Source organism: Arthrobacter sp. CG_A4, assembly GCF_035985125.1.
In the GTDB taxonomy this organism is placed as follows: Bacteria; Actinomycetota; Actinomycetes; order Actinomycetales; family Micrococcaceae; genus Arthrobacter.
This window is the reverse complement of the sequence record NZ_JAXCID010000016.1, coordinates 18,633-44,347: the sequence shown is the minus strand read 5'-3', so window position 1 is coordinate 44,347 and position 25,715 is coordinate 18,633. Positions and strand designations below refer to the sequence as shown.

At 67.2% G+C, this 25,715-nt stretch carries 24 protein-coding genes and 1 pseudogene; 12 read left to right on the top strand and 13 right to left on the bottom strand.

What is annotated here, in order from left to right; genetic code table 11:
* Window positions 1-141 precede the first annotated feature (141 nt).
* The 3 genes from RCH07_RS08855 to RCH07_RS08845 all read right to left on the bottom strand — a co-directional run bounded on the left by RCH07_RS08855 (window position 142) and on the right by RCH07_RS08845 (window position 3,512).
* Window positions 142-1,458 carry an ATP-binding protein gene (locus tag RCH07_RS08855; protein WP_326967097.1) on the bottom strand — a complete coding sequence of 439 codons (1,317 nt, stop codon included), beginning with the start codon at window positions 1,456-1,458 and terminating at the stop codon, window positions 142-144.
* Window positions 1,459-1,718: 260 nt separating this feature from the next.
* On the bottom strand, window positions 1,719-2,675 hold the full coding sequence (locus RCH07_RS08850) for an L-lactate dehydrogenase (protein ID WP_326967096.1): 957 nt from the start codon (window positions 2,673-2,675) through the stop codon (window positions 1,719-1,721).
* A 219-nt stretch (window positions 2,676-2,894) separates the two neighbouring features.
* Window positions 2,895-3,512: a uracil-DNA glycosylase gene (locus RCH07_RS08845; protein WP_326967095.1), complete on the bottom strand. Its 618-nt coding sequence runs from the start codon at window positions 3,510-3,512 to the stop codon at window positions 2,895-2,897.
* Between the two features lie 203 nt (window positions 3,513-3,715).
* Between RCH07_RS08845 and RCH07_RS08840 the strand changes: the two genes are divergently transcribed.
* The 3 genes from RCH07_RS08840 to RCH07_RS08830 are packed head-to-tail and all read left to right on the top strand — an operon-like array spanning window position 3,716 to window position 5,738.
* Window positions 3,716-4,105 (top strand): GntR family transcriptional regulator, encoded by a 390-nt coding sequence (locus RCH07_RS08840; protein ID WP_326967094.1) that lies wholly within the window; start codon window positions 3,716-3,718, stop codon window positions 4,103-4,105.
* Entirely contained in the window at window positions 4,102-5,052 is a 951-nt protein-coding gene (locus tag RCH07_RS08835) for an ABC transporter ATP-binding protein (RefSeq protein ID WP_326967093.1), read from the top strand. The genes RCH07_RS08840 and RCH07_RS08835 overlap by 4 nt, the downstream gene beginning before the upstream one ends.
* The gene (locus tag RCH07_RS08830) at window positions 5,049-5,738 is read left to right on the top strand and encodes a hypothetical protein (RefSeq protein WP_326967092.1); all 690 of its coding nucleotides are present in this window, start codon (window positions 5,049-5,051) and stop codon (window positions 5,736-5,738) included. The genes RCH07_RS08835 and RCH07_RS08830 overlap by 4 nt, the downstream gene beginning before the upstream one ends.
* A 148-nt stretch (window positions 5,739-5,886) precedes the next feature.
* Here the strand turns inward: RCH07_RS08830 and RCH07_RS08825 are convergent, their stop codons facing one another.
* Window positions 5,887-6,126, bottom strand: a complete 240-nt coding sequence (locus RCH07_RS08825; protein WP_326967138.1) for a type II toxin-antitoxin system YoeB family toxin — start codon at window positions 6,124-6,126, stop codon at window positions 5,887-5,889.
* Between the two features lie 191 nt (window positions 6,127-6,317).
* The gene (locus RCH07_RS08820; protein ID WP_442784796.1) at window positions 6,318-7,901 is read right to left on the bottom strand and encodes a DUF222 domain-containing protein; all 1,584 of its coding nucleotides are present in this window, start codon (window positions 7,899-7,901) and stop codon (window positions 6,318-6,320) included.
* Between the two features lie 99 nt (window positions 7,902-8,000).
* Here RCH07_RS08820 and RCH07_RS08815 point away from each other — a divergent pair, with 99 nt between their 5' ends.
* Window positions 8,001-8,510: a hypothetical protein gene (locus tag RCH07_RS08815; RefSeq protein ID WP_326967091.1), complete on the top strand. Its 510-nt coding sequence runs from the start codon at window positions 8,001-8,003 to the stop codon at window positions 8,508-8,510.
* 247 nt (window positions 8,511-8,757) lie between these two features.
* On the opposite strand, the gene RCH07_RS08810 is transcribed toward RCH07_RS08815, so the two are convergent.
* A complete protein-coding gene (locus tag RCH07_RS08810) occupies window positions 8,758-10,278 on the bottom strand; it encodes an amidohydrolase (RefSeq protein WP_326967090.1) in 1,521 nt (506 codons plus the stop codon).
* Between the two features lie 334 nt (window positions 10,279-10,612).
* On the opposite strand from RCH07_RS08810, the gene RCH07_RS08805 reads away from it, so the two are divergent.
* The 7 genes and pseudogenes from RCH07_RS08805 to RCH07_RS08775 all read left to right on the top strand — a co-directional run bounded on the left by RCH07_RS08805 (window position 10,613) and on the right by RCH07_RS08775 (window position 17,235).
* A complete protein-coding gene (locus RCH07_RS08805; RefSeq protein ID WP_326967089.1) occupies window positions 10,613-10,930 on the top strand; it encodes a hypothetical protein in 318 nt (105 codons plus the stop codon).
* Window positions 10,927-11,982, top strand: a complete 1,056-nt coding sequence (locus tag RCH07_RS08800) for a zinc-dependent alcohol dehydrogenase family protein (RefSeq protein WP_326967088.1) — start codon at window positions 10,927-10,929, stop codon at window positions 11,980-11,982. The genes RCH07_RS08805 and RCH07_RS08800 overlap by 4 nt, the downstream gene beginning before the upstream one ends.
* 142 nt (window positions 11,983-12,124) lie before the next feature.
* Entirely contained in the window at window positions 12,125-13,969 is a 1,845-nt protein-coding gene (locus RCH07_RS08795) for a DUF4389 domain-containing protein (RefSeq protein ID WP_326967087.1), read from the top strand.
* Between the two features lie 195 nt (window positions 13,970-14,164).
* Complete coding sequence (locus tag RCH07_RS08790) at window positions 14,165-15,001, top strand: DUF4397 domain-containing protein (RefSeq protein WP_326967086.1); 837 nt, start codon at window positions 14,165-14,167, stop codon at window positions 14,999-15,001.
* 461 nt (window positions 15,002-15,462) lie between these two features.
* Window positions 15,463-15,861 carry a class F sortase gene (locus tag RCH07_RS08785; protein ID WP_326967085.1) on the top strand — a complete coding sequence of 133 codons (399 nt, stop codon included), beginning with the start codon at window positions 15,463-15,465 and terminating at the stop codon, window positions 15,859-15,861.
* Window positions 15,858-16,490 (top strand): annotated as a pseudogene (locus RCH07_RS08780) (RNA polymerase sigma factor). The gene RCH07_RS08785 and the pseudogene RCH07_RS08780 overlap by 4 nt, the downstream one beginning before the upstream one ends.
* Window positions 16,477-17,235 carry an anti-sigma factor domain-containing protein gene (locus RCH07_RS08775; RefSeq protein WP_326967084.1) on the top strand — a complete coding sequence of 253 codons (759 nt, stop codon included), beginning with the start codon at window positions 16,477-16,479 and terminating at the stop codon, window positions 17,233-17,235. Before RCH07_RS08780 ends, RCH07_RS08775 begins: the two are co-directional and overlap by 14 nt.
* Before the next feature lie 243 nt (window positions 17,236-17,478).
* On the opposite strand, the gene RCH07_RS08770 is transcribed toward RCH07_RS08775, so the two are convergent.
* The 5 genes from RCH07_RS08770 to RCH07_RS08750 all read right to left on the bottom strand — a co-directional run bounded on the left by RCH07_RS08770 (window position 17,479) and on the right by RCH07_RS08750 (window position 21,848).
* A complete protein-coding gene (locus tag RCH07_RS08770; protein ID WP_326967083.1) occupies window positions 17,479-18,600 on the bottom strand; it encodes a sulfite oxidase in 1,122 nt (373 codons plus the stop codon).
* A gap of 131 nt (window positions 18,601-18,731) precedes the next feature.
* Window positions 18,732-19,154 (bottom strand): DUF4282 domain-containing protein, encoded by a 423-nt coding sequence (locus RCH07_RS08765; protein ID WP_326967082.1) that lies wholly within the window; start codon window positions 19,152-19,154, stop codon window positions 18,732-18,734.
* Window positions 19,155-19,279: 125 nt separating this feature from the next.
* Window positions 19,280-20,134 carry an SDR family oxidoreductase gene (locus RCH07_RS08760; RefSeq protein ID WP_326967081.1) on the bottom strand — a complete coding sequence of 285 codons (855 nt, stop codon included), beginning with the start codon at window positions 20,132-20,134 and terminating at the stop codon, window positions 19,280-19,282.
* A gap of 3 nt (window positions 20,135-20,137) precedes the next feature.
* Window positions 20,138-21,142, bottom strand: a complete 1,005-nt coding sequence (locus RCH07_RS08755) for an aldo/keto reductase family protein (protein ID WP_326967080.1) — start codon at window positions 21,140-21,142, stop codon at window positions 20,138-20,140.
* Window positions 21,143-21,182: 40 nt separating this feature from the next.
* Window positions 21,183-21,848, bottom strand: coding sequence for a hypothetical protein (locus tag RCH07_RS08750; RefSeq protein WP_326967079.1), 666 nt, complete (start codon window positions 21,846-21,848; stop codon window positions 21,183-21,185).
* A gap of 231 nt (window positions 21,849-22,079) precedes the next feature.
* On the opposite strand from RCH07_RS08750, the gene RCH07_RS08745 reads away from it, so the two are divergent.
* Window positions 22,080-22,520, top strand: coding sequence for a YchJ family protein (locus RCH07_RS08745; RefSeq protein ID WP_326967078.1), 441 nt, complete (start codon window positions 22,080-22,082; stop codon window positions 22,518-22,520).
* A gap of 76 nt (window positions 22,521-22,596) precedes the next feature.
* On the opposite strand, the gene RCH07_RS08740 is transcribed toward RCH07_RS08745, so the two are convergent.
* Both RCH07_RS08740 and RCH07_RS08735 read right to left on the bottom strand, forming a co-directional pair.
* The gene (locus tag RCH07_RS08740; RefSeq protein ID WP_326967077.1) at window positions 22,597-23,469 is read right to left on the bottom strand and encodes a hypothetical protein; all 873 of its coding nucleotides are present in this window, start codon (window positions 23,467-23,469) and stop codon (window positions 22,597-22,599) included.
* A gap of 185 nt (window positions 23,470-23,654) precedes the next feature.
* A complete protein-coding gene (locus RCH07_RS08735; RefSeq protein WP_442784798.1) occupies window positions 23,655-25,607 on the bottom strand; it encodes an acyl-CoA dehydrogenase family protein in 1,953 nt (650 codons plus the stop codon).
* Window positions 25,608-25,715 lie beyond the last annotated feature (108 nt).

Below are 25,715 nucleotides of genomic sequence, written 5' to 3'. Positions count from 1 at the left end.
AGTGCCGGCGGGCCTCACCGACGGCGGTCAGTAGCGGCCGGTCGTGGACAGCACTTACCCCGTCGCCAGGATCGCGGAAGCCTCCGCCGCGCTCGGGCAGGGCATGCCCGGGGCGCCGTAGGTGACCTCGCGTTGCTTTTGTTAGACACGGCCGAGTGCGTCGATGTCCTCGAGGAACTGCTGGTGGACTTCTTCGCTGACGGTGGTCCGGGTGTCCGCGATCGCGTCGAGATAGTCCTGGGTTGCCGGGCCCTTCCGGACCGCCGAGCGCGCGGAAGTGTCGCCGCCGGAAGCCAGCCCGCCGTCGTCGTACACCGCCTTTTCCAGTGCGCGCTGGGAAGCGCTCCGGGCCGCGTACTCGATATCCGCGGGGGAGAAGCCCTCGGTGCGGTCCACGAGAAGCTCGACGTCGACGTCGTCCACCACGGTGGCCGGGATGAAGCGCTGCCACATGGCCTCGCGGGCCTGGCGGTCCGGCAGTCCGATGGGGATGACGTAGTCGAAGCGGCCGTGGCGCAGGAACGCGGTATCCAGGGCGCGGATGAAGTTCGTGGCGCAGACCAGCAGCCGGCCGGGCTGTTCGCGGAACGCCGGGATGATCTTGAGGAGTTCGTTGGTGACGCCCTGCAGCGGCGAGGGCGGCTCGCCGGATCGCTGGGAGGCGATCTCCTCCACCTCGTCGATGAAGACGACGGCGTGCTCCAATTCGGCGATCTCCAGGAACGTCTCGCGCAGCGCGCCGGCGAGGCCTTTGGGATCGGCGGCGAGCCGGGAAGGGAAGACCTCCACAAACGGCCACTCCAGCCGTGAGGCGATTGCCTTCGCGAAGGTCGTTTTGCCGGTGCCGGGCGGGCCGAAGAGGACGACGGCTCGCGGCGGCACCACACCGAACTCGTCGGCAAGGTCAGCCTCGGCGAGCGGCAGGACCAGCCGGCGTTCCAGAAGTTCCTTCTCGTTGCGCATGCCGGCGACGTTTTCCCAGAGGTCGCGGGCCAGGATCCGGCCGCCAAGCTGGCTGAGCGGTTCGAGTTCCTGGCGCTGGACGGGGATCTTCCGCTCGAAGTAGCGCAGGTTCTTCTTCAGGACGAAGCCGCGGCCCAGGAACGCCTCCACCCGGGTCTCGGATTCCGGCATCAGCGCGGAGAGCTTGTTCAGCCCGTGCGGCGCCATTCGCGTTTCGACGGCGGCCAGCAGGGAGGTGCCGATCCCCCGGCCGCGGTATTCGGGGAGGGTGGCGAGGAAGACGATCCAGCCCTGGTCATGGGCGGCGCGGCCGACGGCGGCGCCTACCAGCTGCTCGCCCTGTACCGCGACCACGGCGTGGTCCTTTTCGCAGGAGGCCAGCACCTCGGAGAGCGCGTAGACGGGCTCAACGTTGGTGGCCTTGAGGGTTTCCCAGAGGTGCAGGATTCCGTCAAGATCGGCCGAGTGGAAATCCCTGATTCGCCAGTTGGTCATGAGGTGTCTCCCGGATGGTTCGTCGCTGAGCCGCTGAGCCGCTGAGCCGCTGAGCCGCTGTGCCGCTGAGCCGCTGTGAGTCTGTCCGTCGAGCATAGGCGAACCGGATGCCCGAGGGGTTGCGGCGACGTTGCGTTACGCTGCCGCCGCGGTCAAGGGCGGGCCGCAGGGTCTGGCGGCGGTGACGGCGGCGGTGACACGGTGGCTCGGCGGCGGTGGCGGCGGTTGTGGCCTCCCCCGTCCGGCTCCGCGCATATCCCCTAAATCCCCAGCTTCGCCAGGCTCTGCCGCAGCGTCTCCGCCGAGTGCTGCAGGGAGGCGAGTTCGCCGTCGTCCATCGGTGTCTCGAGGATCTCCCGTACTCCGCCGTGCCCCACAACACTGGGCAGCGACAGTGCCACGCCGGAGATCCCGTACTGGCCGTCGAGCACCGTGGACACTGGCAGCACGGCATTTTCCGAGCGCAGCAGGGCTTCCACGATACGTGCGCCGGACAGACCGATTGCGTAGTTGGTGGCGCCCTTGCCTGCGATCACCTTGTAGGCCGCCTGCGTGACCTCCCGCGCGGTGTCGGCCAGGTGCTCGGAGGTGAAGATGCGTTTCCCGTTGACCTTCCAGTTGCGGATCGGGACCGGGCCGATCGTGGCCCCGGACCAGACCGGGAACTCGGTGTCGCCGTGCTCGCCCACCATGCTGGCGTGGACGCTGGTGAGCGATACGCCGGCTTCGCGGGCCAGCAGCCAGCGCAGTCGGGAGGTATCCAGCACCGTGCCGGAGGAGAAGATGCGCGATGAGGGCAGGCCGGAGATCTTCTGCGCCGCGACGGTCAGCACGTCACAGGGGTTGGTCACCAGCACATAGACAGCGTTCGGGGCGTGCGTCAGCAATCGCGGCATGAGCTGTTCGAGGATGCGCACGTTGGTGCCGGCCAGGTCCAGCCGCGTCTGGCCCGGAGCCTGCTTGGCCCCCGCGGTGATGACGACGACGTCGGCCCCTTCCGTCGCGGCGATGTCCCCGCCGCCGGTGACCGTCGCCGCCGCGGCGGCGAACTGGGTACCGTGCGCCAGATCGAGTACCTCGGCCTCGGCCTTGGTGGCGTTGACGTCGAAGAGGGTGACGTTGCTGGCCGAGCCGCGGATCAACGCAGCGAAGGCCAGTGAGGTGCCGACACTGCCGGCGCCTACAATCGCGAGTTTGGAGCCGGGGTTCGGGGACATGGTTTTCTCTTTCGCTGGGTGCGCGGAGTCACGGTTTGTGTGGTGGTGGGTGCCACGTCGTCAGCAGGGGGCCGTCGCTGTCCTGTGAGAGGGGCCGGCCTTCCGGGCGTGGGCGGAGGAGCTCAGGCACCGGCGGAGGCTGGTGGAGGGGTGAGGTCAAAGCGCCGCCGTGGGCCGGCGTCGTGCGCCTGCCGGCGGGCGCCTCTCAGCGCGGGTAGTTCAGAGGTGCTGGATGCCCGCCCGCTGCATGGCGTCCTTGTAGACGTCGACATTCTTGGCGAGGAGCTCGTCCTGCTTGGTTGCCGAGACGGCGAAAGCGCGGCCGCCGAGGGCTGTGGCCTTGTAGATCTTGACGCCGCGGTTCTTCAGTGAGGAGTGGTAGGTCTTCTCAAAGAGCGTCAGGAACGCATGGGCATCGGCGCCGTGGGCGATCACCGCGGAGACGCGCTTGTTGATTTTGAGGAACTGGCGGAAAGGCCGCAGGCCGTCCGTCTTCTCCTGGACATTCAGGGCGGACGGGAGCTCGGGGTCGCGGACCCAGGGATAGGCGTTCCACGGCATCACGTAACGCGGGTCGAGTTCAACCGCCTCATAAATGGAGGTGGCGCGGCGGGCAGCCTCGTCATCGTTGAAATGGGAGACGAAGCCCGATTCTGTGCCCTTACCCGGGGCAATGTGCAGGCTGACGATCCGGCATTCGTCCTCGTCATGGACGGGATCGATGTAGGGAACGACCGACCCCGGCTTCTTTTCCATGAGTTCGTCGCAAAGCTGCGTCACGGCGGCGATGTTCGGTTCCTGTAGTAGGGCCTTTTTTTCGTCCCAGTCAATCGTCACGATTTCTCCCTCAGCGCTCGGCGTCCAGAAACAGGCGTCCTGTTCCACTCTACGCTTTTGAGCGGAGGGGTGTTTCTTGACGCCCGGCGGCGACTCCGGGCCGCTGGGACCCTTGCGCGCCGCCCGCTTCTATGGTTCGCTACACAAGTAACTAACCAACAGACCAAGTGTTGGTGTCGATCCCAGCGAAAGGACGGTCGGCAGTGCTTGACGAAACGCGTCCGATCTTTCTCCAGATCGCCGAACTGATCGAGGGCGATATTGTCGCGGGATCGCTGGCGGAGGCGGCGCAGGCGCCGTCCATCAACGAGTTCGCCGCGTTCTACCGGATCAATCCCGCCACTGCGGCCAAAGGGATCAACAAGCTTGTCGATGAAGGAATTCTCTACAAGAAGCGGGGGATCGGCATGTTTGTTGCCACCGGAGCGCGCGCACGGTTGTTGGAGCGGCGGCGCGAAGAGTTCTTCCAGGACTACGTCCAGCCGCTCACCCGCGAGGCGCGCAAACTTGGCATCAGCGTGGACGCGCTGACCGGGATGATCAACCGCAGCAGTTCAGACCCTTTACTAACGGAAAGGAGCGCGGGACGGTGAACACCCGCACGCAGGCGCCGGTGATTGAGCTAACAAACGTCACCAAACGCTACAAAGACCTCAAAGCAGTGGACGGGGTCAGCCTCCGTATCGACGGCGGGAAGATCTACGGACTGCTCGGACGCAACGGGGCCGGCAAGACCACCCTGATGTCAATCCTCACAGCCCAGGATCCCGAGACCTCCGGGGACGTCGCAGTCTTCGGGCAGCACCCGTATGAGAACGACCGGGTCCTGTCGCGGATGTGCTTCATCCGGGAATCCCAGAAGTATCCGGAGGACTTTAATCCCGCCCAGGCGTTCAAATCGGCGGCGTTGTTCTTCGAGAACTGGGACCAGCAGTTCGCGGACCGGCTGGCCGGGGAGTTCATGCTGCCGCTCAAGCGCAAGATCAAGAAGCTCTCGCGCGGCCAGCTGTCCGCCGTCGGGGTTGTCATCGGGCTCGCCTCACGCGCCGAACTGACCTTCTTCGATGAGCCCTATCTGGGGCTCGACGCCGTCGCCCGGCAAATCTTCTACGACCGGCTGGTGGAGGACTACTCCCGCCACCCGCGCACCATCATCCTCTCCTCGCACCTCATCGACGAAGTCGCCAACCTGCTCGAACACGTCCTCCTGATCGACCACGGACGGATCATCCTGAACGACGATGCCGAGAACATCCGCGGTTCGGCCGCCACAGTCACCGGAGAGAACACGAAGGTTGCCGCCTTCACCGCCGGCAGGACGGTCCTGCACCGGGAACGGCTGGGAGCGCTGGCCGCCGTGACCATCGAAGCCCGGCTCGGCAGCGCGGACCGCGCCAGGGCCGCTGAACTCGGCCTGGAACTGTCTCCGGTTTCGCTGCAGCAGCTCGTGGTCCGCAAGACCATGGCGGTTCCGCCCGGCGCTACCGGCGTCGAGCCCCGCACAACGACGGACCAGGCAGAAGTGGAGGTGGCGCCATGAACCGCGCCGTCAGCGTCGCCCGCATGCAGCTGATCAACAAATGGACGTTTCTGGGCATCCCGGCCTTGATCATTGCCGCCAGTTTCGTCCTCACCTACGCCATCTGGCGTATCATCCCGGACGATGTTGAAACCCGTTACTCCGGCGCTTCACAGGCAGTGGTCTGGTACTTCCTGGCCCTGGGCATCCAGTCCCTCACCTATACGTTCCCGTTCTCCCAGGCCATGAGCGTCAGCCGGCGCACCTTCTATATCGGCACCACCGGGCTGTTCGCCGTGGTGGCCCTGGCCGTCAGTCTGCTCTACTACGTGCTGGGCCGGGTGGAGGTGGCGACCGACGGCTGGGGACCGAACGGGCAACTGTACTTCCTGGGCTGGGCGGCGGACAGCCCGGCGATCGTCCAGATCCTGTTCAATTTCCTCGTGATGCTGGCCCTGTACATGACCGGGTTCTGGTTTGCCACCGTGTACAAGAGGTGGCGGACCACCGGGATGGTGGTGGTCTGGAGCATCATCGCGGTGGCGCTGGTCGGTCTGATCGGGCTTGTCACCTGGCAGGGCTGGTGGCCGCCGGTGGGCGCGTGGTTTGCAGCCCAGACACCCCTGAGCGGTTCCGGCTGGACGGCCTTGTTCTGCACGATCCTCGGGGTGGGCTCCTACCTGACGCTGCGCCGGGCAACGCCCTGAGGGGAGCGCCGGCCCGCGGTGGGCCAGGATCCGCCATCCGGGCTGGTGCCCCTACCCGTGGTGGCCGTCGGGGCGTAGGCTTAAAGTGCCTGCAGGTAACCATCTGATTCAGCCGGGTCGTTCAGGACATAAAAGTGTCCGAGCCAGCTCATAGCGAGATCGCGAAGGTATCTGCAGGTTCTGCGTGCCCGGCGGGTTGCCTGCCGGCTCCGGCCGGCTCCGGCCTCCGTGCCAGTTGCGGTAGTGGTAGTGGTAGTGCCACCCTGAAAACAGGACTTTCGACGCCGTCAGCCGAGTCAACGTGCTTGTAGACCAGGCGATGCTCATCGGCGATGCGGAGTGACCGGCAGCCGTGGAAGTCGTGCTTTAGCGGCCCAGGATTCCCGATGCCTTAATTGCCGTTGCGGGCAATATCCTTAATTAGTGCCTTGATCCGCATGAGGGCGCGGCGGTCCCGGGACTGCAGCATAGATGGTCTTCCCAGAACGCCGCGGAACAGACAGGCTTCATTCCGCCAGTCTCCGCGCAACTCCGCGGCCCATTACGCTCCGGCAGCTGCGGGCTCCACAGGAGCAGGGCCTAGTTCTGTGGTCGGGCAACAGCCAGTGCGATCCACGGGCTTCCTGGGCTGCCAGCCGCTAGGACGAGAATCCGACGTTCGCGTACCTTTCGAGTAGCAGCTCTTGGCACACTTGACATGCGGTTTCTCCGTGTTGGGCATGGATGAGGAAGTTTGGAGCTCGTTGCGAGAAGCGTCCGCTCTTGGCGCGTCAATTCCGTGTCCGCGGGCCGCCGCTTGCGCGCTTTGGTGAAGTGCCGAAGTTCGCTCCGGTGGCGGGGTGGTGGTGCTTCGGGAGGCCGCGGTCCCGGTGATGGTGCTCCCGGCAGCGGCGGGGCGGTGGACAGATAGCTGTGCCCGGTGGGCGTCGTTAGCTGGAAAGTGTGCCTGGGTCCCGGCCGGGGGTGGGCGCTCCAGCCGGGGGATTCCTTAGTGTGGTTGCAGGCTTCGCAGAGCCCGGCACCGTTTCCCTGGGCCGTCGGTCCCCCACTGTGCCAGGGGAGAATGTGGTCCAGATGCCGGATCGGGGCGTCGCAATACGGCGTGCGGCAGGTCTGGTCGCGGACCTGGACAAAGCGGCGCAGCCCGGGCGGGAAGAGCCGTGCGCGGGACTCCATCGCCACGAGATCTCCCGCGCCGGGGGCGGTGTAGAGCCGCCGGAGCCAGACGTTCATGGCCTGGTCCTGCTCAGTGTCTCCGGCGTTGTCCGCGAGGAGGATCTCCCGCGCCCACCCTGCGGGGACTACCCCGTAGCCGGGAAGCCTTGCGGGTTCGCTGCCTGCCTGGAACAGCGCACGGTCGGTCATGACGAGCTGGACCTCGATCCCGGCGATCCCGCCGGCTTTTCCCGTGATGCGTTCCACAAGGGCGTCCGCCATGAGCTGCCCGCGGGTTCGGGGATCCCCGGTGTTGCGGACGGTGTCGGCGTGCCGGGTGAGCGCGGCGTGGACCGCGACGCCCTGGGCGACGGGGAGCAGGGCGGTGAGATAGCACATGGTGTCCGGCGCCGGGCGGAGGCTGACGTGCCGTTCCGTAGCGGCATGGCCCGCCCGCTCGGTGACGGAGCGCGGATCGTGGCGGTAGGCGGCGGACCGGGCTGCGGCGATCAGGGACCGGTCCCCGGCACCATCGAACGTCCCGGCGTCGGGCGCGAGCTCCTCGTCGACGGCACACCGATCCGCCGCCGATAGGCAGGCGGTTTCCCGCACCAGGAGGGTGGCGCGCCATTCGTTGAGCTGCCCGGTCTCCAGAGCGGCCAGGGTGTGGGGCATTTCGGTGGCGAGGGCTTTCGCGAGACCCAGGAGCCGGCCGCCCTTAGCGGGGGATTCGCGCCTGGCGAGGGCGATCTGCGCGCCGACCCCGGTGCCAAGCTCCGCCGCCGGCATTCCGAGGTCCCGCTGCTCGCACCGCTGGATCAGGTCGAAGCTGACGGCGAGCCGTGCCTGAAGCGCGGCCGCGGCGGATTTCAGGTCTTCCAGTTCACGGAGCTGGCCGATCAGCCCGGCGCCGTCACCGGAGGGCCGGACGGCGGCCAGGGAACGGGCCACGTCCACGATCTTCAGTTGTTCTGGCTGAGCCACTTCGGGTTCCTGATCGCCGTCCATGGGAACAGGTTATCGGGCACCTGCGACAATTTAGGCGGCCGCGGAAATGGCGTTTCCGTAAGCTGGTGCAGGAAGCCCGCACCCCGATCCAAGGAACCCATGCCGATCAACAGACAGTCATTGAAACAGGACGGGTTCACGGGATTCCGGCCGCTCGCGGACCTCGACATCAACCGGATTCCGCAGAAACCCGGGATTTTCGCCGTGCTGCTGCCCGCGGGTTTCGAGCCGCAGTTCCTGGCCAGGAGTGCGGCGGGCGTCTTCAAGAAGAAGGACCCCACCCTGAGGGCGGACGCGCTCGACGCCGAATGGGTCGACGGCGCCGATGTCCTCTACGTGGGCAAGGCCGGACCCGGCAGTAAGGGCAACCGCGGGCTCCGCCGGCAGATTCAGGAGTTCGTCGACTTCGGCAAGGGTAAACCGCCCGGCCACTGGGACGGCCGGTTAATCTGGCAGCTCGCCGCGGCCGGATCCCTGATCGTTGCCTGGAAGGAGCTGCCCGCGGAGCAGTTGAACGCCGCCGAAGCCGGGTACCATGCCGGGTTCCGGGCGGAGTTCGGCCGGCTGCCCTTCGCCAACCTTATCCAGGCGCGCGTCAAGGGCAGCTAGCGGTCCTTTTCGCTGGTTCGTCGGGTGGTAACGGGGTGGGCTAGCGGAGCCTGGACCCATTCGTGCCGGGGGTCCGGGGGACATGCCCATTCTTCGGACCCGGGACTGGACACAATGACACTATGTCCGCCCGCTGGCCCCGGCGCGGGGCATGTCCCTTGCCCGGACGCATCAGTGGGGCCCCGGCGCATCAGCGGGGCCCGGACCCCTGACGAACCAACGAAAATGCCCACTGGTTCCCGCCCTCTCAAGCGAAGACGCCGTGCGTAAACCGCCCTGCGACCAGCGTCGCAGCCACCGGCATCGCGGCGAACACCGCGTCGGATACTGTCAACGGGTCGCCGTCGAGCACCGCGAGGTCCGCCGGGTCACCCACCCGGACGCTGCCCCGCCCGCGCGTCGACGCCCTCAACGCCTCCTGCCGGGTGAGGGCCTGTTCGGGATGCCACGGCCCGCGCCCGTCCTGCCGGGCCCGGGTGCTGGCCGCCGACATCGCAACCCACGGATCCAGCGGAGCCACCGGCGCATCCGAACCCAGCACCAGCGTGGCCCCGGCATCCAGCAGGGACCTCAGCGGGAACGCCCGGTCCGTGCGGCCGGCCCAGTTGGCGTCGGCGGCGTCTCGGTCATCGAGGGCATGAACCGGCTGGACGCTGGCGGTCAGGCCCAGCTTGCCAAAGCGGGCAAAATCGCGGTTCCGGACAAACTGGGCATGCTCAATCCGGCCGCCGATCCCGGCCGCCGCAAAGGCGTTCAGCGCCACCTCATTGGCGCCGTCGCCGATCGCGTGCACCGCCGGAACAAACCCGGATTCCCGGGCCCGGACCAGCAGCTCCAGCAACTGGTCCTCGCTGATGGTGAGAAGGCCGCGGCCGCCGTGCGGATACGGGTCCACACAGTACGCCGTGCGGGTGTTGAGGGAGCCATCGATCAGCATCTTCAGCGGGCCCACCGTGAGCAGGCCGCCGCCGTCGAGCACCAATCCGGTCCGCATCCCCTCTGCGATGGCACGGTCCAGATCCTGGGGATAGACGCCGGCGTCCGTCCGGAAGGAATCGAAGCCGCCGGTGATCCGCCGCAGCCACACGTCGCTGTTCCAGGTCATTTCGAAATCCACGATCCCCACTACCCCGCGTGCGGCTGCTGCTTGCGCGGACTCCCGCACCCAGGCATCCACCACGGCGTCGGGCAGTTTTCCCAGTTCGCGGGTCAGCGCGAAGGCCGGCGCCTCGCGGATCAGCCCGGACGCGTCCACGGCCACGTCGTAGCGGGTAGCCGCCGCGCTGTTGAGCCAGACGCAGTGCAGATCATGGCTGATCAGCGCCGTCGGCAGGCCCCGGGTCACGCCGTCAAGCAGCTCCAGGCCCGGAACATCGCCCCAGACAGCGTCCCGGAACCCGACGCCCACTAGCGTCAGGTCGCCGTCGCCGTCGCCGCCGCCGTCGCCGTCTCCGTTGGCAGCGCGCCCGGCAAGATAGGAACCGACGACGTCGGCCGCCTCGCGTGCCGAGGCGGCGCCGGAGAGATCGATCCTGTTGGCGGCGAGGGCCCACTGCGTCATGTGGACATGCTCATCCCACAGCCCCGGGATGACATACCGCCCGCCCAGCTCAAGCACACGGGAGCCGGGGACCCGAGACTCCCCGGCAGGCGAGATCCGCGAAATCACGCCGTCAACCACATGGACGTCGCGGAGCGCGGACCCACCTGGCAGCCGGACGGAGGCAAGGACGAGCCCCTTCACGGCAGCGGCACACTTAGCAGGCATAGCAATTAGGCTAGGCGCCGCAGTGCGCATCACCAATCCGGACTCGCCGCACGCCCCGCCCACCAAGTACGGGACTTTCGCCCCTTACCCGCTCACCACGGGCGGATCATTCTGGATTTGGGCGATTCGTGCACGACCATTGGGGGACGAATAGCCTTAAAAACGCAACACCGGTCTCGCTTAATTTTGGGGAAGGAACTGGCGCTATGCCGTTCCGGCATCAGCCGGAAAGGCTACGAGACCACGTCACTATGAGCAAACATCGCGAACCACTGAAGGTCCAGGCAGCTCCTTCAGCCACCCTACGGGCGCCGGGGGACCCATGGACACACACGTGAGGACGCCACGCCTGAAGGTGATGATTCGGATCGACGGCCATCAGGAGATGGCCCGGATCGAGGTGCACGGTGTGGTTACGGCCGCGAACATCCGGGCTCTCTACGTCGTCTGCCGCCGGGTCACCGCCAAATTGCCCCGCCATGAAATCGTGATCGACCTGTTCCACGCCCGAGTATCGGCGGGCGCCATCGAAGAGCTGCGCGAACGCGCCCGGCTGTCCCTACTGTCCTCAGGAATCGATTCCTCCGTAACTCATTGCCGGCTCCGCATCGTGGATCCGCCAACAATCCTCACCATCAAGGAGCATGCATGAAAGCCCTCGTCTATGGCGGTCCCGGAGAGAAATCCTGGACGGACGTCCCCGATCCCACCATCCAAAGCCCCACCGATGTGATCGTCAGGGTGGAGACCACCACCATCTGCGGGACGGACCTCCACATCCTCAAGGGCGACGTCCCAGCTGTGACAAAGGGCCGGATCCTGGGCCATGAGGGCGTAGGAACCATCACGGAAACCGGTTCCTCCGTGACCAGCCTCAAAGTGGGCGACCGCGTGATCATTTCCTGCATCAAGTCCTGCGGGCACTGCGCCAACTGCAAAACATCCCTGTACTCGCACTGCCTGGGCGACGAGGGCCAATCCGGTATCGGCTGGGTGTTCGGACACCTGATCGACGGCACCCAGGCCGAGTACGTCCGCGTTCCCTATGCCGAGAATTCCCTCTACCTGATGCCCGCGGGAGTCAGCGACGACCAGGCCGTTATGCTCTCCGATATCCTGCCCACCGGCTTCGAAATCGGTGTGCAGTACGGCCGGGTGAAACCAGGGGACACCGTCGCGGTGATCGGCGCCGGCCCGGTTGGCCTTGCCGCGATCGCCACAGCCGGCCTCTACGGCGCCGCCACCATCATCGCCGTCGACCTCGACGCGAACCGGCTGGAGAAGTCCCGCGAATTCGGCGCCACCGACGTCGTCCTCTCCGGCGACGCCGACTGGAAGAAGCAGGTCCTTGCCCTGACCGACGGGCACGGCGTGGATGTGGCCATCGAAGCGGTCGGGATTCCGGCGACCTTCTCCATGTGCACGGACATCGTGCGGCCTGGCGGCAATGTGGCCAACGTCGGTGTGCACGGCAAGTCCGTGGAACTCCATGTGGAGGACCTCTGGATCCAGAACATCAACATCAGCATGGGCCTGGTCAACGCCAACACCACACCCATGCTGCTCAAGCTCGTCGCCCAGAAGAAGGTGCCCGCGGAGAAATTCGCCACCCACCATTTCACCTTTGACCAGTTTATGGAGGCCTATGACACCTTCGCCCGCGCCGCGGAAACGAAGGCGCTCAAGGTAGTGATCGCCGCATGAAGGCTCTGATAGTCGACGATTTGGCTTACGGCCACACCAAGTCAGCAGCCCCATCGACGGATGACGCCCGACGCCGAAAGTCACCGCGCTGCTCCCTGTGCCCGCCACGTTGAAAAACTGAGTTTCTGAAAGGACGGCGGCCATGCGACCAGGCCGGATTGTCATGCTCATACTGGGGACGCTCAGCGCCCTCATCGGCCTGGGGCTGATGGCCGGCGCCGGCGCGACGGGGTGGGCCAACTACCAGCAGCGCGACAACGGCTACTTCACGTCGCCATTGGAGCGCTACTCCTCGGACTCCTATGCCCTGGCCTCGCCCCGCCTTAGCATCATGACCCAAGGCGGCCTGTCCGACTCCGTCTCCGTCGACGTTGCCGGCAGTGTTTTGCTTCGCGGCTCTGCGGATGCGGGCAAAGAGATCTTTATCGGGATTGCTCCCCGGAATGCCGTGGCGGCGTACCTGGCGGAGGTCAAACATTCCGAGATCACCGAGGTCCAATTCTCGCCTTTCCGCGCTGTCTACCGTGACGTCCCCGGCACAAGGACACCCACGCGGCCCGCCGATCAAAGCTTCTGGACAGCCAAGGCCACCGGGCCGGGGACACAACAGCTCACCTGGGACATCCGGCCCGGCAGCTGGGCCGTGGTTGTTATGAACGCCGACGCCAGCACCCCGGTTGACGTGAACCTGCAGGCCGGGGCACGCTCGGACCTGCTCTGGCCCGTGTTCGTTGGCCTGCTGGTCGGCGGGATCGTCTTCCTGCTGATCGGCATTCCCCTGATCATTCTCGGCGCCGCGGGACTGGGACGCGGTAAGGGCGGTCCGCCGTCCGTGTTCCGTGCTCCGGCTCAGGCCTACGGAGCCCATGCCGCGCCGGTGCCTGCCGGTCAGGCGTACGGCGGCCAGCCGCCGGCGGGTCAGAGCCACGCCGAACCGGTGCCTGCCGGGTATGCCTACGGCGGCCAGCCGCCGGCCTGGGCGCCGCCGGGAACCGGTCGTGTGGTGTATCCGGCCCGGCTCAGCGGCTACCTGGACCGGGACCTGTCCCGCTGGATGTGGCTGTTCAAGTGGTTCCTGGCGATCCCGCACTTCATCGTCCTCTTTTTCCTCTGGTTTGCCTTCGGTGTGGTCACCATCGTGGCGTGGTTCGCGATCCTCTTCACCGGGCGCTACCCGCGCTCGCTGTTCAACTTCAACGTCGGAGTGATCCGCTGGAGCTGGCGGGTGGCCTTCTATTCCTACGGGGCGCTCGGCACGGACCGGTACCCGCCCTTCACGTTGGAGCGCACCGACTACCCGGCCGACTTCGACGTCGACTATCCCGAAAAGCTGTCCCGCGGCCTGGTGCTCGTGAAGTCCTGGCTGCTGGCCATCCCCCACCTGCTGATCATCGCGTTGCTGACCGGTACCGCCCAGACCTGGATATACCGCGACGGCCAATGGGTGCAGGTAGGCGTGGGGATCTCCCTGCTCGGGTTGCTGGTGGTCATCGCCGGGGTCATCCTGCTGTTCACCGGCGTGTACGCGCGGGGCCTCTTTGACTTCCTGCTGGGCCTGAACCGCTGGGTCTACCGGGTCACCACCTACGTTGCCCTGATGCGGGACGAATACCCGCCGTTCCACCTCGACATGGGCCCGCGGGATCCGGGAGACACTCCGGTGGGTCCCTACGGCGGGCCACCGGCAGGATCCGGATATTCGCAAGTCCCGGGCATTCCAGATAGTGCCCCGCCCCTCCACGGCCAACCCGGTCCCGTTGGGACAGGTCCGGCCACGACAGGTTTGGCGACGACAGGTCCGGCCACGACAGGTCCGGCCGATGGCCGGACGGGCTTCTATGGTGTCGGCGGACCTGCAGCCGGCGGCCCTGACGCCACAGGAACCGCAGCCACAGGAACCGCAGCCAACGGACCCGCAGCCATCCGCCCGGACGCCCAGTCCACCCCAAATATCCCGGATAACCCGGATAACCCGACCCGCGTCTAGCCCGCGCCGGGCATCTCCAGCCGCGGCCGGGCAGCTCACCTGAGCCGCGCGGCCGCTTTGCTGCGCCCGCCGTCGCGCCCTCCACCCGCTCCGTCAAAAGGCTCTCCATGCGCGTGCATCCAAACGGCCTGGTGCGCCGGTAGTAGGGGTGTAAGCAAAAATCGCCCGTTCGGCGGGCCGTTGAAGGAGATGCACATGCGTACCAGTTTTTTCGCAGCAGGCGCCGTAGCTATCGCGGCAGCCCTTACCCTTGCCGGCCCTGCCCAGGCGGCCGAGTCCGACGCCCAGCTTTTCGTTCTGCACGGAGTGCCCGGACTTACCGTTGACGTCTGGGTCAACGGCGCCCGCACCCTGGACAACTTCACCCCCGGCACCCTCGCCGGGCCGTTGGCCCTTCCGGCCGGGAACTATGACCTTGCCATCACCGCCGCCGATGCCGCAGACGCCGCCGCCCCCGTGATCGGGCCCGTGAAAGTCACGCTCGCGGCCGGCGGGAACTACACGGCCGTGGCCAACCTCGACGCCGTCGGTAAACCAACGGCCAACTTCTTTACGAACGATATTTCACGGCTCGATGCCGGCAAGGGCAAGCTGACTGTCCGGCACACGGCGGCGGCACCGGCCGTGGACGTCCTCGCAGGCGGCGCCCCCGTCATCTCGGGCCTGGCCAACCCTCAAGAGAAGACGCTGACGCTGGATCCCGGCACACTGTCCGTCGCGGTGGCCGCCGCGGGCACCACGGCGCCGGTGATCGGCCCGGCGGATGTAACAGTCAAGGAAGGCACCCACACGGTGGTGTACGCGTGGGGCAGCCTCGCGGACAAGACCCTGCAGCTGGCCGTGCAAAACATCGAAGGGCTGCATTCTGCCCCTGCCGGTGTTCCGGGCGGACGTACCGGCGCCGCTGACCCCGGGACCGCACCAGCCGGTCCGACGGCCGCGACGGTAGGCATCGGCGCTGCGGTCCTCCTGCTGCTCGCCGGCGCTGTCGCCGCGTCCCGCAAGCGGCCGGCGCTCGGCCGTATCCGCTAGACCCCATCCGCTAACGCCGGCCGCCCGGTCACCTGCCGGGCGGCTGGCCCATGGACTCCAACACGGCAGGAGAACGGATAATGAAGCGAGCGACGACGGCGGAGCCCACCCGCCGTCCACCGGTTCCGCGACCGCCTGCGCAGCGGGCAGTGGCGAAGGTCGCGGCCGCCGTCGTCACGGTGGTGCTGTTGATTGCCGGTTGCGCCGCACCCCGGGGCACAGCCACTCCGCTTTCTTCGGCTACGTCGGGAACCGGCATTGAGTCAACGGTGGCACCGGCCCCTGCGCCCGGAGGACCCGATTCGTTGCCGCCGGAGTCCCAACCGGCAGTGCAGGCTGCAGAATCTGCTCCCGTTCCGGCCCAGATATCAGCCATACCCGTCCGGCCGGCAACCCCGTCGGACCAGGCGCCCGCGGACCCGGCCCCGCGATTCCTCACCGTGGAAGGTACCACTATTAACATGGCGATCGTCGATGTGGGCGTGAGTCCGGACGGGGCAATGGAGATCCCGGAGCCATTCAATGAGGCCGGCTGGTACCGCTTCGGTCCGGCCCCGGGAGCTGCCGCCGGCACCGCGGTGGTCGCGGCGCACGTCGACACCACCTCCGATTCGGCGCCCTTTTCCCAGCTCAAGTCGATCTCGCCGGGCACTCTGGTGACGGTCCGGCGCGAAGGGGCGGCGGCCCTTAATTTCCGGGTGACCGGTGTGGAACTTATGGCCAAGGACGCATTTGAAGGTGCGTCCATCTTCCGGCGTGAGGGCCTGCCCCAGCTGAAGCTGGTGACCTGCGGCGGCCGATGGCTGGACGAACAACAGAACTACGGCGACAATGTGATTGTCACGGCGGTGCCGGCATGATTCAGGATGCAGCGCTCATCGTCGCCTCCAGCGGTGGGAAGGATTACGGCTTGGCACCTTTCCATCAGGCCTCTTCCGCCTGGGACGCCGGTCTGAACGAGTCCTTCGCCGCCGGTGACGAAACCGCGCTGGCCGAGGCTTACCGGCAGTTCTCGCCACTGGTCCACACACTTGCCCTGCGGTCCCTGCGTGATCAGGCCGCCGCCGACGACGTCACGCAGGAGGTGTTCATCCGGGTCTGGCGATCCCGGCAGGCCTTCGACCCCGGGAAAGCCCGGCTGCCCGCATGGATTGTAGGCATCACCCGGAACGTCATCACAGACGCGCAGGCGGCGTCGCTGCGGGAAACCCGGAAGGTGCTGGCCGCGGTGGAGATCGGCGCGGATCCCGAATAATCCGCAGGGCATGCGGATCCAGAAGCCCTGGCCGACCGCCTGCTGTTGGACGGCGAACTGGAACGGCTGGGCGAGCCGCAGGGATCCATCCTCAAGCTCGCCTTCTACGATGACCTGACGCATTCGCAGATCTCAAAGAAACTGGACCTGCCGCTTGGTACCGTCAAGAGCCACATCCGCCGCAGCCTGTCCCAGCTAAGAAACCGATTGGAGGTAGACCGTGCAGCATCTTGATTCGGAGTCCCTGAGCCTGCTGGCTCTCGGCGAAGAGCTCGAAGTCCACGCCGCGGACCACCTCCATTCCTGCCCCGACTGCGCAGCGGACTATGTGGGGCTGCGCCGCACAGTGGTGGCGGCCAGGCCCGGACCGGACGCCACCGCACTGGAAGTGCCCGGGCCGCACGTCTGGGCGGGGATCCATCGCACGCTTGGCCTTTCCGTGGCCGTCGCGGAGAACCCGCTCGGCTCTCCGGCGGCGGTGTCACCGGCCGGGGCGTCTCCCGCCGGGTCGTCGGCGGCGGCCGTTCCCGGTGGCCATGCCGGCCCCACCTGGCTGCGCCGTCCCGGCGTGTGGCTCGCAGCCGCGGCAGCCACCGCGCTGGTGGCTGCCGGGGTCTTCTGGTCCATCCGGCAGAACGAACCGGTGATTACTCCACTCGCATCCGCGCAGCTGGCACCGGTGGACCAGCACTCCGCCACTGGCTCGGCCCGGATCATCGAGGCTAAGGATGGACGGCGCACCCTTGAGGTGACGCTGAATAGGGACGAGGCCAAGGGATACCAGGAGGTCTGGCTGATTGCCCCCGATCTTTCACGGCTCGTCAGCCTCGGCGTCCTGGCCGCCGAGTCCGGCACTTTCCCGCTTCCCGCGGGGCTTGACCTGGCCGAATATCCGATCGTGGATGTCTCCGACGAGCCGGTGGACGGCAATCCTGCGCACTCCAGCGTGAGCATCGTCCGCGGCACTCTCGCCTCCTGAGGCGACTGTGCCCTCCTGCCAGCGGCGCCCGGCGAGAACATATAGTTGAGGGAATTTACCACTCCGCGGCAGGAGGCTGGCCATCATGTTCAATAACAAGGTGCCGGGAAGCGGTTTCCTTGAGGGCAGGATCGCGCTGATATACGGGGCTGGCGGCGGGAAGGCAAAGTTTGCCGTCACTAGGGCCGTGGCTGCCCATCTGATCAAGCAGGGATTGTGGATTTCTGACAGGGGTGTAACCGGCTACTCGACGGTCACCGTGATCCGCTGCACTGCGTTGTTGCCCATGCCCTGGTAGTTCCAGGCCTGCTCGAGCGGCTGCACGTCTCCGGACGCGTCCGTGGCGCGGCACGCCAGTTCGTGTTCGCCGGGCTCGGCGACCCATGGCATCGACCACGCGCACCAGGCAAAGGGCGCCGCGGGGAGCTCCAGATGGGCCGGCGCCCACTTGCCGTCGATCCCGACCTCGACCCGCTGCACCGCGCCCTGTCCGGACCAGGCGCGTCCGGTCAGCATCACTGGAGCGGCGGGCAGGATCCGGCGCCGGGTGAAGAAATCCGGGATGCCCGGCGGGACCATCAGTGAGCGGACCTTTATCCAGGTGACGGGCGCTCCGGCGTCGTCCGCGTCCTGCTGGTAGCGGTAGGCGACCGACTGCTGGAACCCGTCGAAGGGCTTGGTCAGCACCTTGATCGAGGACAGCCACTTCACGCTCGCCATGCCGTACCAGCCGGGGACCACCAGCCGGAGCGGGTAGCCGTGCTGTGGCGGCAGTTCCAAGCCGTTCATCCTATAAGCCAGCACAACGTCGGGCCGAAGGGCCTCGTCCATCGGCAGGCTCCGGGCGAACTGCTGGCGTACCCCGCCCTGAACTCCGGTATCCGCGCCGGTGAAGACCACCTCGACGGCGTCGTCCTCAACGCCCGCCTGGGTCAAGAGGTAGGCGAGCGGGACGCCCGTCCAGGTGGCCGTGCCGACGGCCTCAAGCATCCACGGCTGGCTCAGCGGGCGGGGCTTCAAGAGGGCGCGGCCGTTCCCGGCGCATTCCAGCGTCACCGGGACGCTGATGCTCGGTGCCCGGCGGAGCGCCCGGATGCTCAGCTCCAGCGACCGCCGAACGGCGCCGCCGATCCGCAGATGCCAGTTGTCGGCGTCGATGTACGGGATATCGAAGTGGCTTAGCAGGTAGTGAAGCCCGGGCGGAGTTGTGTCATTCCGCAGCGCCTCGACTGGCATCGAGTGGTTCCGCACGGCGAGTTGGAGTTCCTCGGACGTCAGCGGCCCGTGGCTCGGCTCGCCGGGGTGCGGCGAGAGCTTTCCCGTCCGGCGGCGCGGGTTCCTCAGGACGTTTGAGTGTCTGGACATCTGCTTTGGCATGACGCGCCGCGATTCTGCTCCGGACCAGCCCGGTTTTGGCCGGTGTCACCCGGTTTCAGGTCTACGCCGCGGTCCGGATAACGTCAAGACCGGGCCGGTCCGGCAGGAAGGCGGGGTGACTATTGGCCCGGAGGAGTGTTCGGCTGCTCCGGGTACGGGTAGGCCTCCGGCGGTGCGGGCGGGCGGTTCGCCGAAGGATCCCATGAGGTGGGACCGTTCGGGCCCTGATATGCGCCGTTCTGCGGCCCGCCGGACGGGGTGCCGCCCTGGAGTCGGATCAGTTCGGCGGTGTTCTCGGCGGTGCGGATTCCGGCCACGAGCGACTCGAGCCCGATCCGTGCCAGCGCAAGGTAGATGAGAACGAAGAGCGGCCCGATCACGAGCAGAACCAGGATGCCCAGAACTGCGTTCCGGCTGGCGAAGGCCGAGATGACGACCACGATATACATGATGCCCAAGGCAATCATGATCAGGATGTAGACGATTTTGGCGATGGACGGCGAGACGAAGCGTGTGAAGGAAAGATCGAACAGATTTTTCAAGGATGTCCCCAAAGTCTTTCCGCCGGATGCGACGGACCATGTTTGTCACGCCGAGCATATCCGCGCAGGAAGCGGCAGTACGGCAAGGTGTGCCTCAGTAGTTCGCGTCTCGGTATTTCACGCCTCTACAGTGTGTGCGACTCGGCCAGGAACTGCGCCAGGTCCAGTGGTTGGCGTCCGGTGAGTTCGTGCACGGCCGACGTCGGCCCGGCGAGTTCCCCGGCGGCGATGGCCGTGTACGTGCTCACCCAGGCGTCGACCTGCCACGGCGGCGCACCAAAGGAGGCCCTTGAGGAGTATGCCTCCGCCAGCGTCTCGTGGTGGAAGGTGATGGTCCGGCCGGTGCCGGCGGTCAGGAGCGCCGCGGCCCGGGCCAGCGAGATATCTTCCGGCCCGGTGAGGTTGTAGCTCCGGCCCACGTGCAGGGCGGGGTCCCGGAGCACCGTCAACGCGGAGCGGGCAATGTCGGCCCGCGCGACGGCGGCCATCCCGCCGGTGCCGGCGGGTCCGCGGATGACGCCGTCATCCCCGGCCAGCAGCGGCAGGAAGTCCAGGTAGAAGTTGTCCCGCAGGAAGGTGTAGTCCATTCCGGAGGCTTTGATCCGCTCTTCTGTGGCGAAGTGGTCCCGGCCCAGGGTGAAGGTCGAATCGGGCGCGGCCCCGAAGAACGAGGTGTACACGATGTGCTGCACCCCGGCTTCCGCGGCCGCGTCGACAAAGGTGAAATGCTGCTGCAGCCGGTCCTCGGCCTCGGCGGCGGAGACCATAAACAGTGTCTGCACCCCGGCCAGCGCCGTCTTGGCCAGCACCGGATCGGCGTAACTCACCACCATGGGAGCCGCGCCCGCCAGCTCCGGCGCGCGGCGGAGGTCGCGGACCAGCAGCCGTTGCGGGCTGCCGGCGTCGGCCAGTTTCCGGGCCACCAGCCCGCCGAGGTGCCCGGTGGAACCGGTGACAGCAAGTTCTGCCCCCGGTGCCACAGCTCAGGCCTCGCGGGCGGCGGGGGACTTGGTCTGCGCGGGGTCCCGTTCGGCGAGGGAGCCGATCGCGGCGTCGATCTTGTGCATGATTTCCGCGTCGAGCTTCACCCCGGCGGCCGCGACATTGCCCGCGATCTGCTCCGGGCGGGACGCGCCCATGATGGCGGAGGCCACGTTCTTGTTCTGCAGCACCCAGGCGATACTCAGCTGGGCCATGGTCAGCCCGGCCTCGTCCGCGATCGGCTTCAGCTGCTGGACTCCGGTGAGGACCTCGTCGGATATCCAGCGTTCGATCATCTTCGAGCCGCCCTTGGTATCCGTGGCGCGGCTGCCCTTGGGAGCGGGCTTGCCGGGGTGGTACTTGCCGCTCAGGACGCCCTGCGCCATGGGGGACCAGACGATCTGGGACAAGCCCAGCTCTTCCGACGCCGGAACCACCTCGGCCTCGATGACCCGCCACAGCATGGAGTACTGCGGCTGGTTGGAAATCAGCTGGAAGCCCAGCTCCCTGGCAAGGGCGTGGCCGTCGCGGATCTGGTTGGCGGTCCACTCACTGACGCCGATATAGAGCGCCTTGCCCTGCCGCACGATGTCCGCAAATGCCTGCATGGTCTCTTCGAGCGGGGTTTCGTAGTCGTAGCGGTGGGCCTGGTACAGATCCACGTAGTCCGTCTGCAGTCGGGTCAGGGAGCCGTCGATGGCTTCCATGATGTGTTTGCGGGACAGGCCCAGGTCGTTGTGGCCCTTGGGGCCGGTGGGGCCGAACACCTTGGTGAAGATCTCCAGGGATTGCCGGCGCTCGTCCTTCAATGCGCTGCCCAGAACCGTCTCCGCAGCCGTATTGGCGTACACATCCGCTGTGTCGAAGGTGCTGATCCCGGCGTCGAGAGCGGCCCGGACACACTGGGTGGCCACGTCGTTTTCCACCTGGGACCCGTGCGTGAGCCAGTTGCCGAAGGTGATTTCCGAAATCTTGAAGCCGCTGTTTCCGAGGTATCTGAATTCCATGCGTTTCACCGTAGCGGACTTAGCCGCCCGGGGTAAGGGCTTAGCCGGCTTTGCGCTCCTGGGCCTGTGGATCGGCCTGCGGCTTGTGCTGCCGATTGTTTCGCGGAGTGCTCGTGGGCAGCGGAAGCTGGCCGGGCAGGGAAACGAGTGATCCGGTGTCCAGCACGGACTTCGCAGCGGGCATCGGTGGCTTCGTGAAGGCGTGCGGGACGGTGCCCAGCTCGCTGTTCCGGTCGGTGGCGGACGCCACCAGCGGCCCCACTGCTGTTACATCCTGGACGGGAGTGTTGGGGCTGGGGAGGTCGCGGACCGAGACCTTAACGGCCGGTGCTGTCTCGGCCTTGGCCTTCGCGGCCGCGCGGGCGTCGGCCCGCGCGACGGCGTCCACCCACGCCGGTGACAGCGCGGGTTCCGCCCTGGCCGGTTTCTCCTTCGCAGGGGCACCAGCCGGCGTCGCGGGAGTGGCTGGCGTGGCCGATTCAGCGGCGTCAGCTGAGTGCAGGGTCCGGATACCCGGAACGGGCCCGGAGCGGCTCCCGCTTAGGCTGCGGACCGTGGCCACGACTAAGACAGCCACCAGCCGTCCCATACCGGCAATCACCAGCGTGGCGACAGAAACGAGGAAGAGACCGATGAACATGACGAACGCCACTGCGAGGGTGGCGAAAAAGGTCAGGTTCAGGGCGATGGTGGTCGGATCTTCCATTTCACCTCTCCTGGCTGGCTTTCCCTGCGCTACCGGACGCAACAAGGTTCGCCGGGCAACGGCACCCCTTAACAATACGGACTTTTCGGAGCGGACACGCAGGCACCGCCGGTCTGGGCCCAGACGTGTTGCAGGCGTTGTCCCGGTCGGCACGGCGGCACCGGGCTGGGGTGCGTCTATAGTCGGAAGCAGCCCCGCCGGCACCGTCCGGCCCCGCCGGAAGGAAACCCCGTGACGAACGCCGCTGACCCTGTCCCCGGGCCGTCCGGTCAGCCGGCGGCCGCTCCATTCCAGGGGAACTGCCCGTGCCTTTCAGGGGAGCAGTACCGGGACTGCTGCGGCCGCTTCCACCGCGGCGAAGCGGAGGCGCCGACGGCGGAGCTGCTTATGCGCGCCCGCTATAGCGCCTTTGTGGTGCTCAACCCCGGCTACCTGCTGCGGACCTGGCACCCGGACACGCGCCCCGCCGGTCTGGAGCTGGATCCGGCCATGCAGTGGCGTCGGCTGGACATCGTTTCCACCAGCCGTGGCGGTCCGCTGGACACCGAAGGGATTGTTGAGTTCCAGGCGCTTTTCCGCCACAGCGGCGAACGTGGAGTCCACCACGAGACCAGCCGCTTCCTGCGGGTGGATCGCCGCTGGTACTACCTTGACGCCGTCGAACTCCGCTGACAGCTGGCCTTGGGGGAGCTGAGTCCGCCGGGCCGCGGAGCCCGGCAGGATCCGGGCGCTTGGCTAAACCGCCGACTTAGCGCTCCTCAGCGGTTTCCACCGGCGTGAACCCGGCGCGGTCCACTTTGCGGTGGAAGCGCATGCCGGCGAGGCCGCCGAGCACGGCACCGACGAGAGCAACTGCGGCGACCACCACGGCGGCGATGATGCTCGTTGTGGTCAGCTGGCCCTCGTTGACCGGGATGCGCGGGAAGCTGTTCAGGTTGGCCAGGATGTTGTACCGCTGTCCCGCCACGAGGCCTAGGATGGCGATCACGATCGCGGCGATGATGGACCAGACCCACACCGCAAAACCCTGCTTGGCGCCGTTGAAGCGGGCCATCCGCCCGGCGACGTAGCCGCCGCAGTAGTAGGACACGAGCAGGATCCCCAGCAGCACGATGATGCCGACCAGCCCCACGGTCTGGTCGCCGGAACTGACCGCCGCGTTGACGTCGGTGTTGGTGGCGAGTCCGACGGCGGTGCCGGCGGCGGCAACCAGTGCAGTCAGCAGCACGGCCATGCCGGTGGCCGCGAGCCAGCCGAAGAAGGCTGAGCCGATCTTGATGCCGCCGAACTGCTCCTTCTCGCGGGCCACGACGGTCTCGCGGGTGGGCGCGTCGTCAATGAAGGCTTCAGGGCCCGGTTCATCGTGGCGCACGGCGGTCACCGGCTGGGCACGGGTCGGGTGGGCGTCCACCGCATCGCGGATCCGGGTGGTTGCCGGGGTTTCGGTCGGGATGGCGCGTGTGTCAGTGGCGCCGTCCCGGATCGGCTCACGACGGACCGGCTCGGTGCGGTCGGCGGCGTCCTGGCGCGCGTCGTGGATGCGGGCTTCCTGGTCAGGGGCACCCTCCTCGTCGTGGGCGCGTCGGGGCGATCGATCGTCGGGGCCTGCTGTGTTGCTCATGGGGACTGCTCACTTTCACTGATTGACCCGCGCTCGTTGCTTGAACCGGGCACGTTGCTTGGACCGGGCACCGCAAGGCGGAGACCGGCGTGGCGGTCTCTTCTCCACCTAACCACGGACGGTACCCGGTAGCAAGGTTGCTTACTATTCAGTTAAGGCGGCAACACGTGCTGCGAAGCCGCACGTCAGCGGTATTTTCGGTGCAGGTTCTCCTTCACGGAAGCGCGCGGACTGGCATCGGCAATCCACGGCCCGGTGCCCTCGGACTGGTCCAGGACGCCCTCTTCCAGCCACTCGTAGTCGCCGGCGAGGACCTTGCGGGAGAGGACGTGGTCGCCGTCGTCCGTGTTCCGCCAGAGCTGGTCGAAGTATTCGTCCACCCGCACGCGGGCCTGCTCGCAGTACGCCTCGGCGAGCTCGTAGGCGGACGCGCCCCGAACCGGGGAGGTGCGCAGCAGCATCTCCGCCCGCGAGCAGCAGGCAGCCATGGCGAACAACTCGGCGCCGATGTCCACGATCCGGCCAAGGAACGCCTGCTTGTGTTCCAGCTTCGCCTGCCAGCGGCCCATTCCGTAGAAGGTCTGCCGCGCGAGCCGCCGCGAGGACCGTTCGACGAATCGCAGCTGCTTGGCCAGCCGGCCGAAATCGCTGTAGGAACGCGGATCCATGCCCGCACCGGCGACGAGCCTGGGCAGCCACTTGGCGTAGAACCCGGAGGCGCCGACGGCGGCCCGGGCTTTGTCGGACAGGCTGGCGTTCTCGGAGGCGAGGTCCCCGGCGGCCGCGAGGTGTGCGTCCACGGCTTCGCGGGCGATCAGCAGCTTCATGATTTCCGAGGAACCCTCGAAGATCCGGTTGATCCGGAGGTCGCGGAGCTGCTGTTCGGCGGGGACGGCACGCTCGCCGCGGGCCGCCAGGGAGTCCGCCGTCTCGAAGCCGCGGCCGCCGCGGATCTGTACCAGTTCGTCGGCGATCCGGCAGCTGATCTCGGTGGACCACAGCTTCGCGAGGGCCGCCTCGATCCGGACATCCTTCTGCCCGGCGTCGGCCATTTCCGCGGAGAGCTCGAAGACGGCGTCCAGGGCGAAGGCGCTCGCGGCGATGAAGGCGATCTTCTTGCCCACAGCCTCGTGCTTGCCCACCGGCCGGCCCCACTGCGTGCGGGCGTTGGACCATTCACGGGCGATCTTCAGGCTCCACCGTCCGGAGGCGACGCAGAGCGCGGGGATCGAGAGCCGGCCGGTGTTCAGCGTGGTGAGGGCGATCTTCAGCCCCTGGCCTTCGCGTCCCAGCCGGTTAGCGGCGGGCACCCTGACCTGGTGGAAGCGGGTGACGCCGTTTTCGATGCCGCGCAGCCCCATAAAAGCGTTGCGGTATTCCACCGTGATGCCCGGGGAATCCATCTCGACGACGAAGGCGCTGATGCCGCCCCTGTGCACCGTTCCGTCCGCGGCGGTGCGGGCCGGCACCAAAGCCATAACGACGACCAGCTCGGCAATCACGCCGTTGGTCGTCCAGAGCTTTACACCGTCGAGCAGATACGACTGGCCGTCCTCCGAGGGGACGGCGGTGGCGCCCATCCGGGCCGGGTCGCTGCCGACGTCGGGCTCGGTCAGCAGGAAAGCCGTGATGGCTCCCGCGGCGCAACGCGGCAGGTACTCCTGCTTCTGCTCGGGTGTGCCGAACACTTTGACCGGTTCAGGGACGCCGATGGACTGATGGGCGGAGAGCAGGGCGCCGAGGCTGGGATGCACCGAGCCCAGCAGCGCCAGTGCCCGGCCATAGTAGACCAGAGTCAGGCCGAGACCGCCGTATTCGCGGGGGATCTTCATGCCGAAGACACCCAGCTCCGCCAGCCCCTTGAGGTAGTCGTCCGGGATCAGGGCGTCGCGCTCAATGGTGCGCCCGGACATGGTTCGGCAGTAGGCAGTCAGGCGCGCCATGAACGCTTCGCCGCGGTCGACGTCGTCCGCCGGGGCCTCCGGCCAGGGGTGGATCAGGCTGAGGTCGAAACTGCCGAGGTACAAACCCTTGGCGAAACTGGGCCGGTCCCACGTAGTTTCGCGGGCGGCCTCGGCGATGGCCCGGGCGTCGGCCGCGGTGGCCCCGGGGCCGATGGCGTCAGCAGGGACGGGAATGTCTGCGGCGGGGCTGTCGGTGGCTGGATTCTGGACGGCGGGATTTTCGACGGCGGAGGTCACGGGGCATCTCCTCTAACCGGGGTTACCGGCTCGAGCCCTGGATCC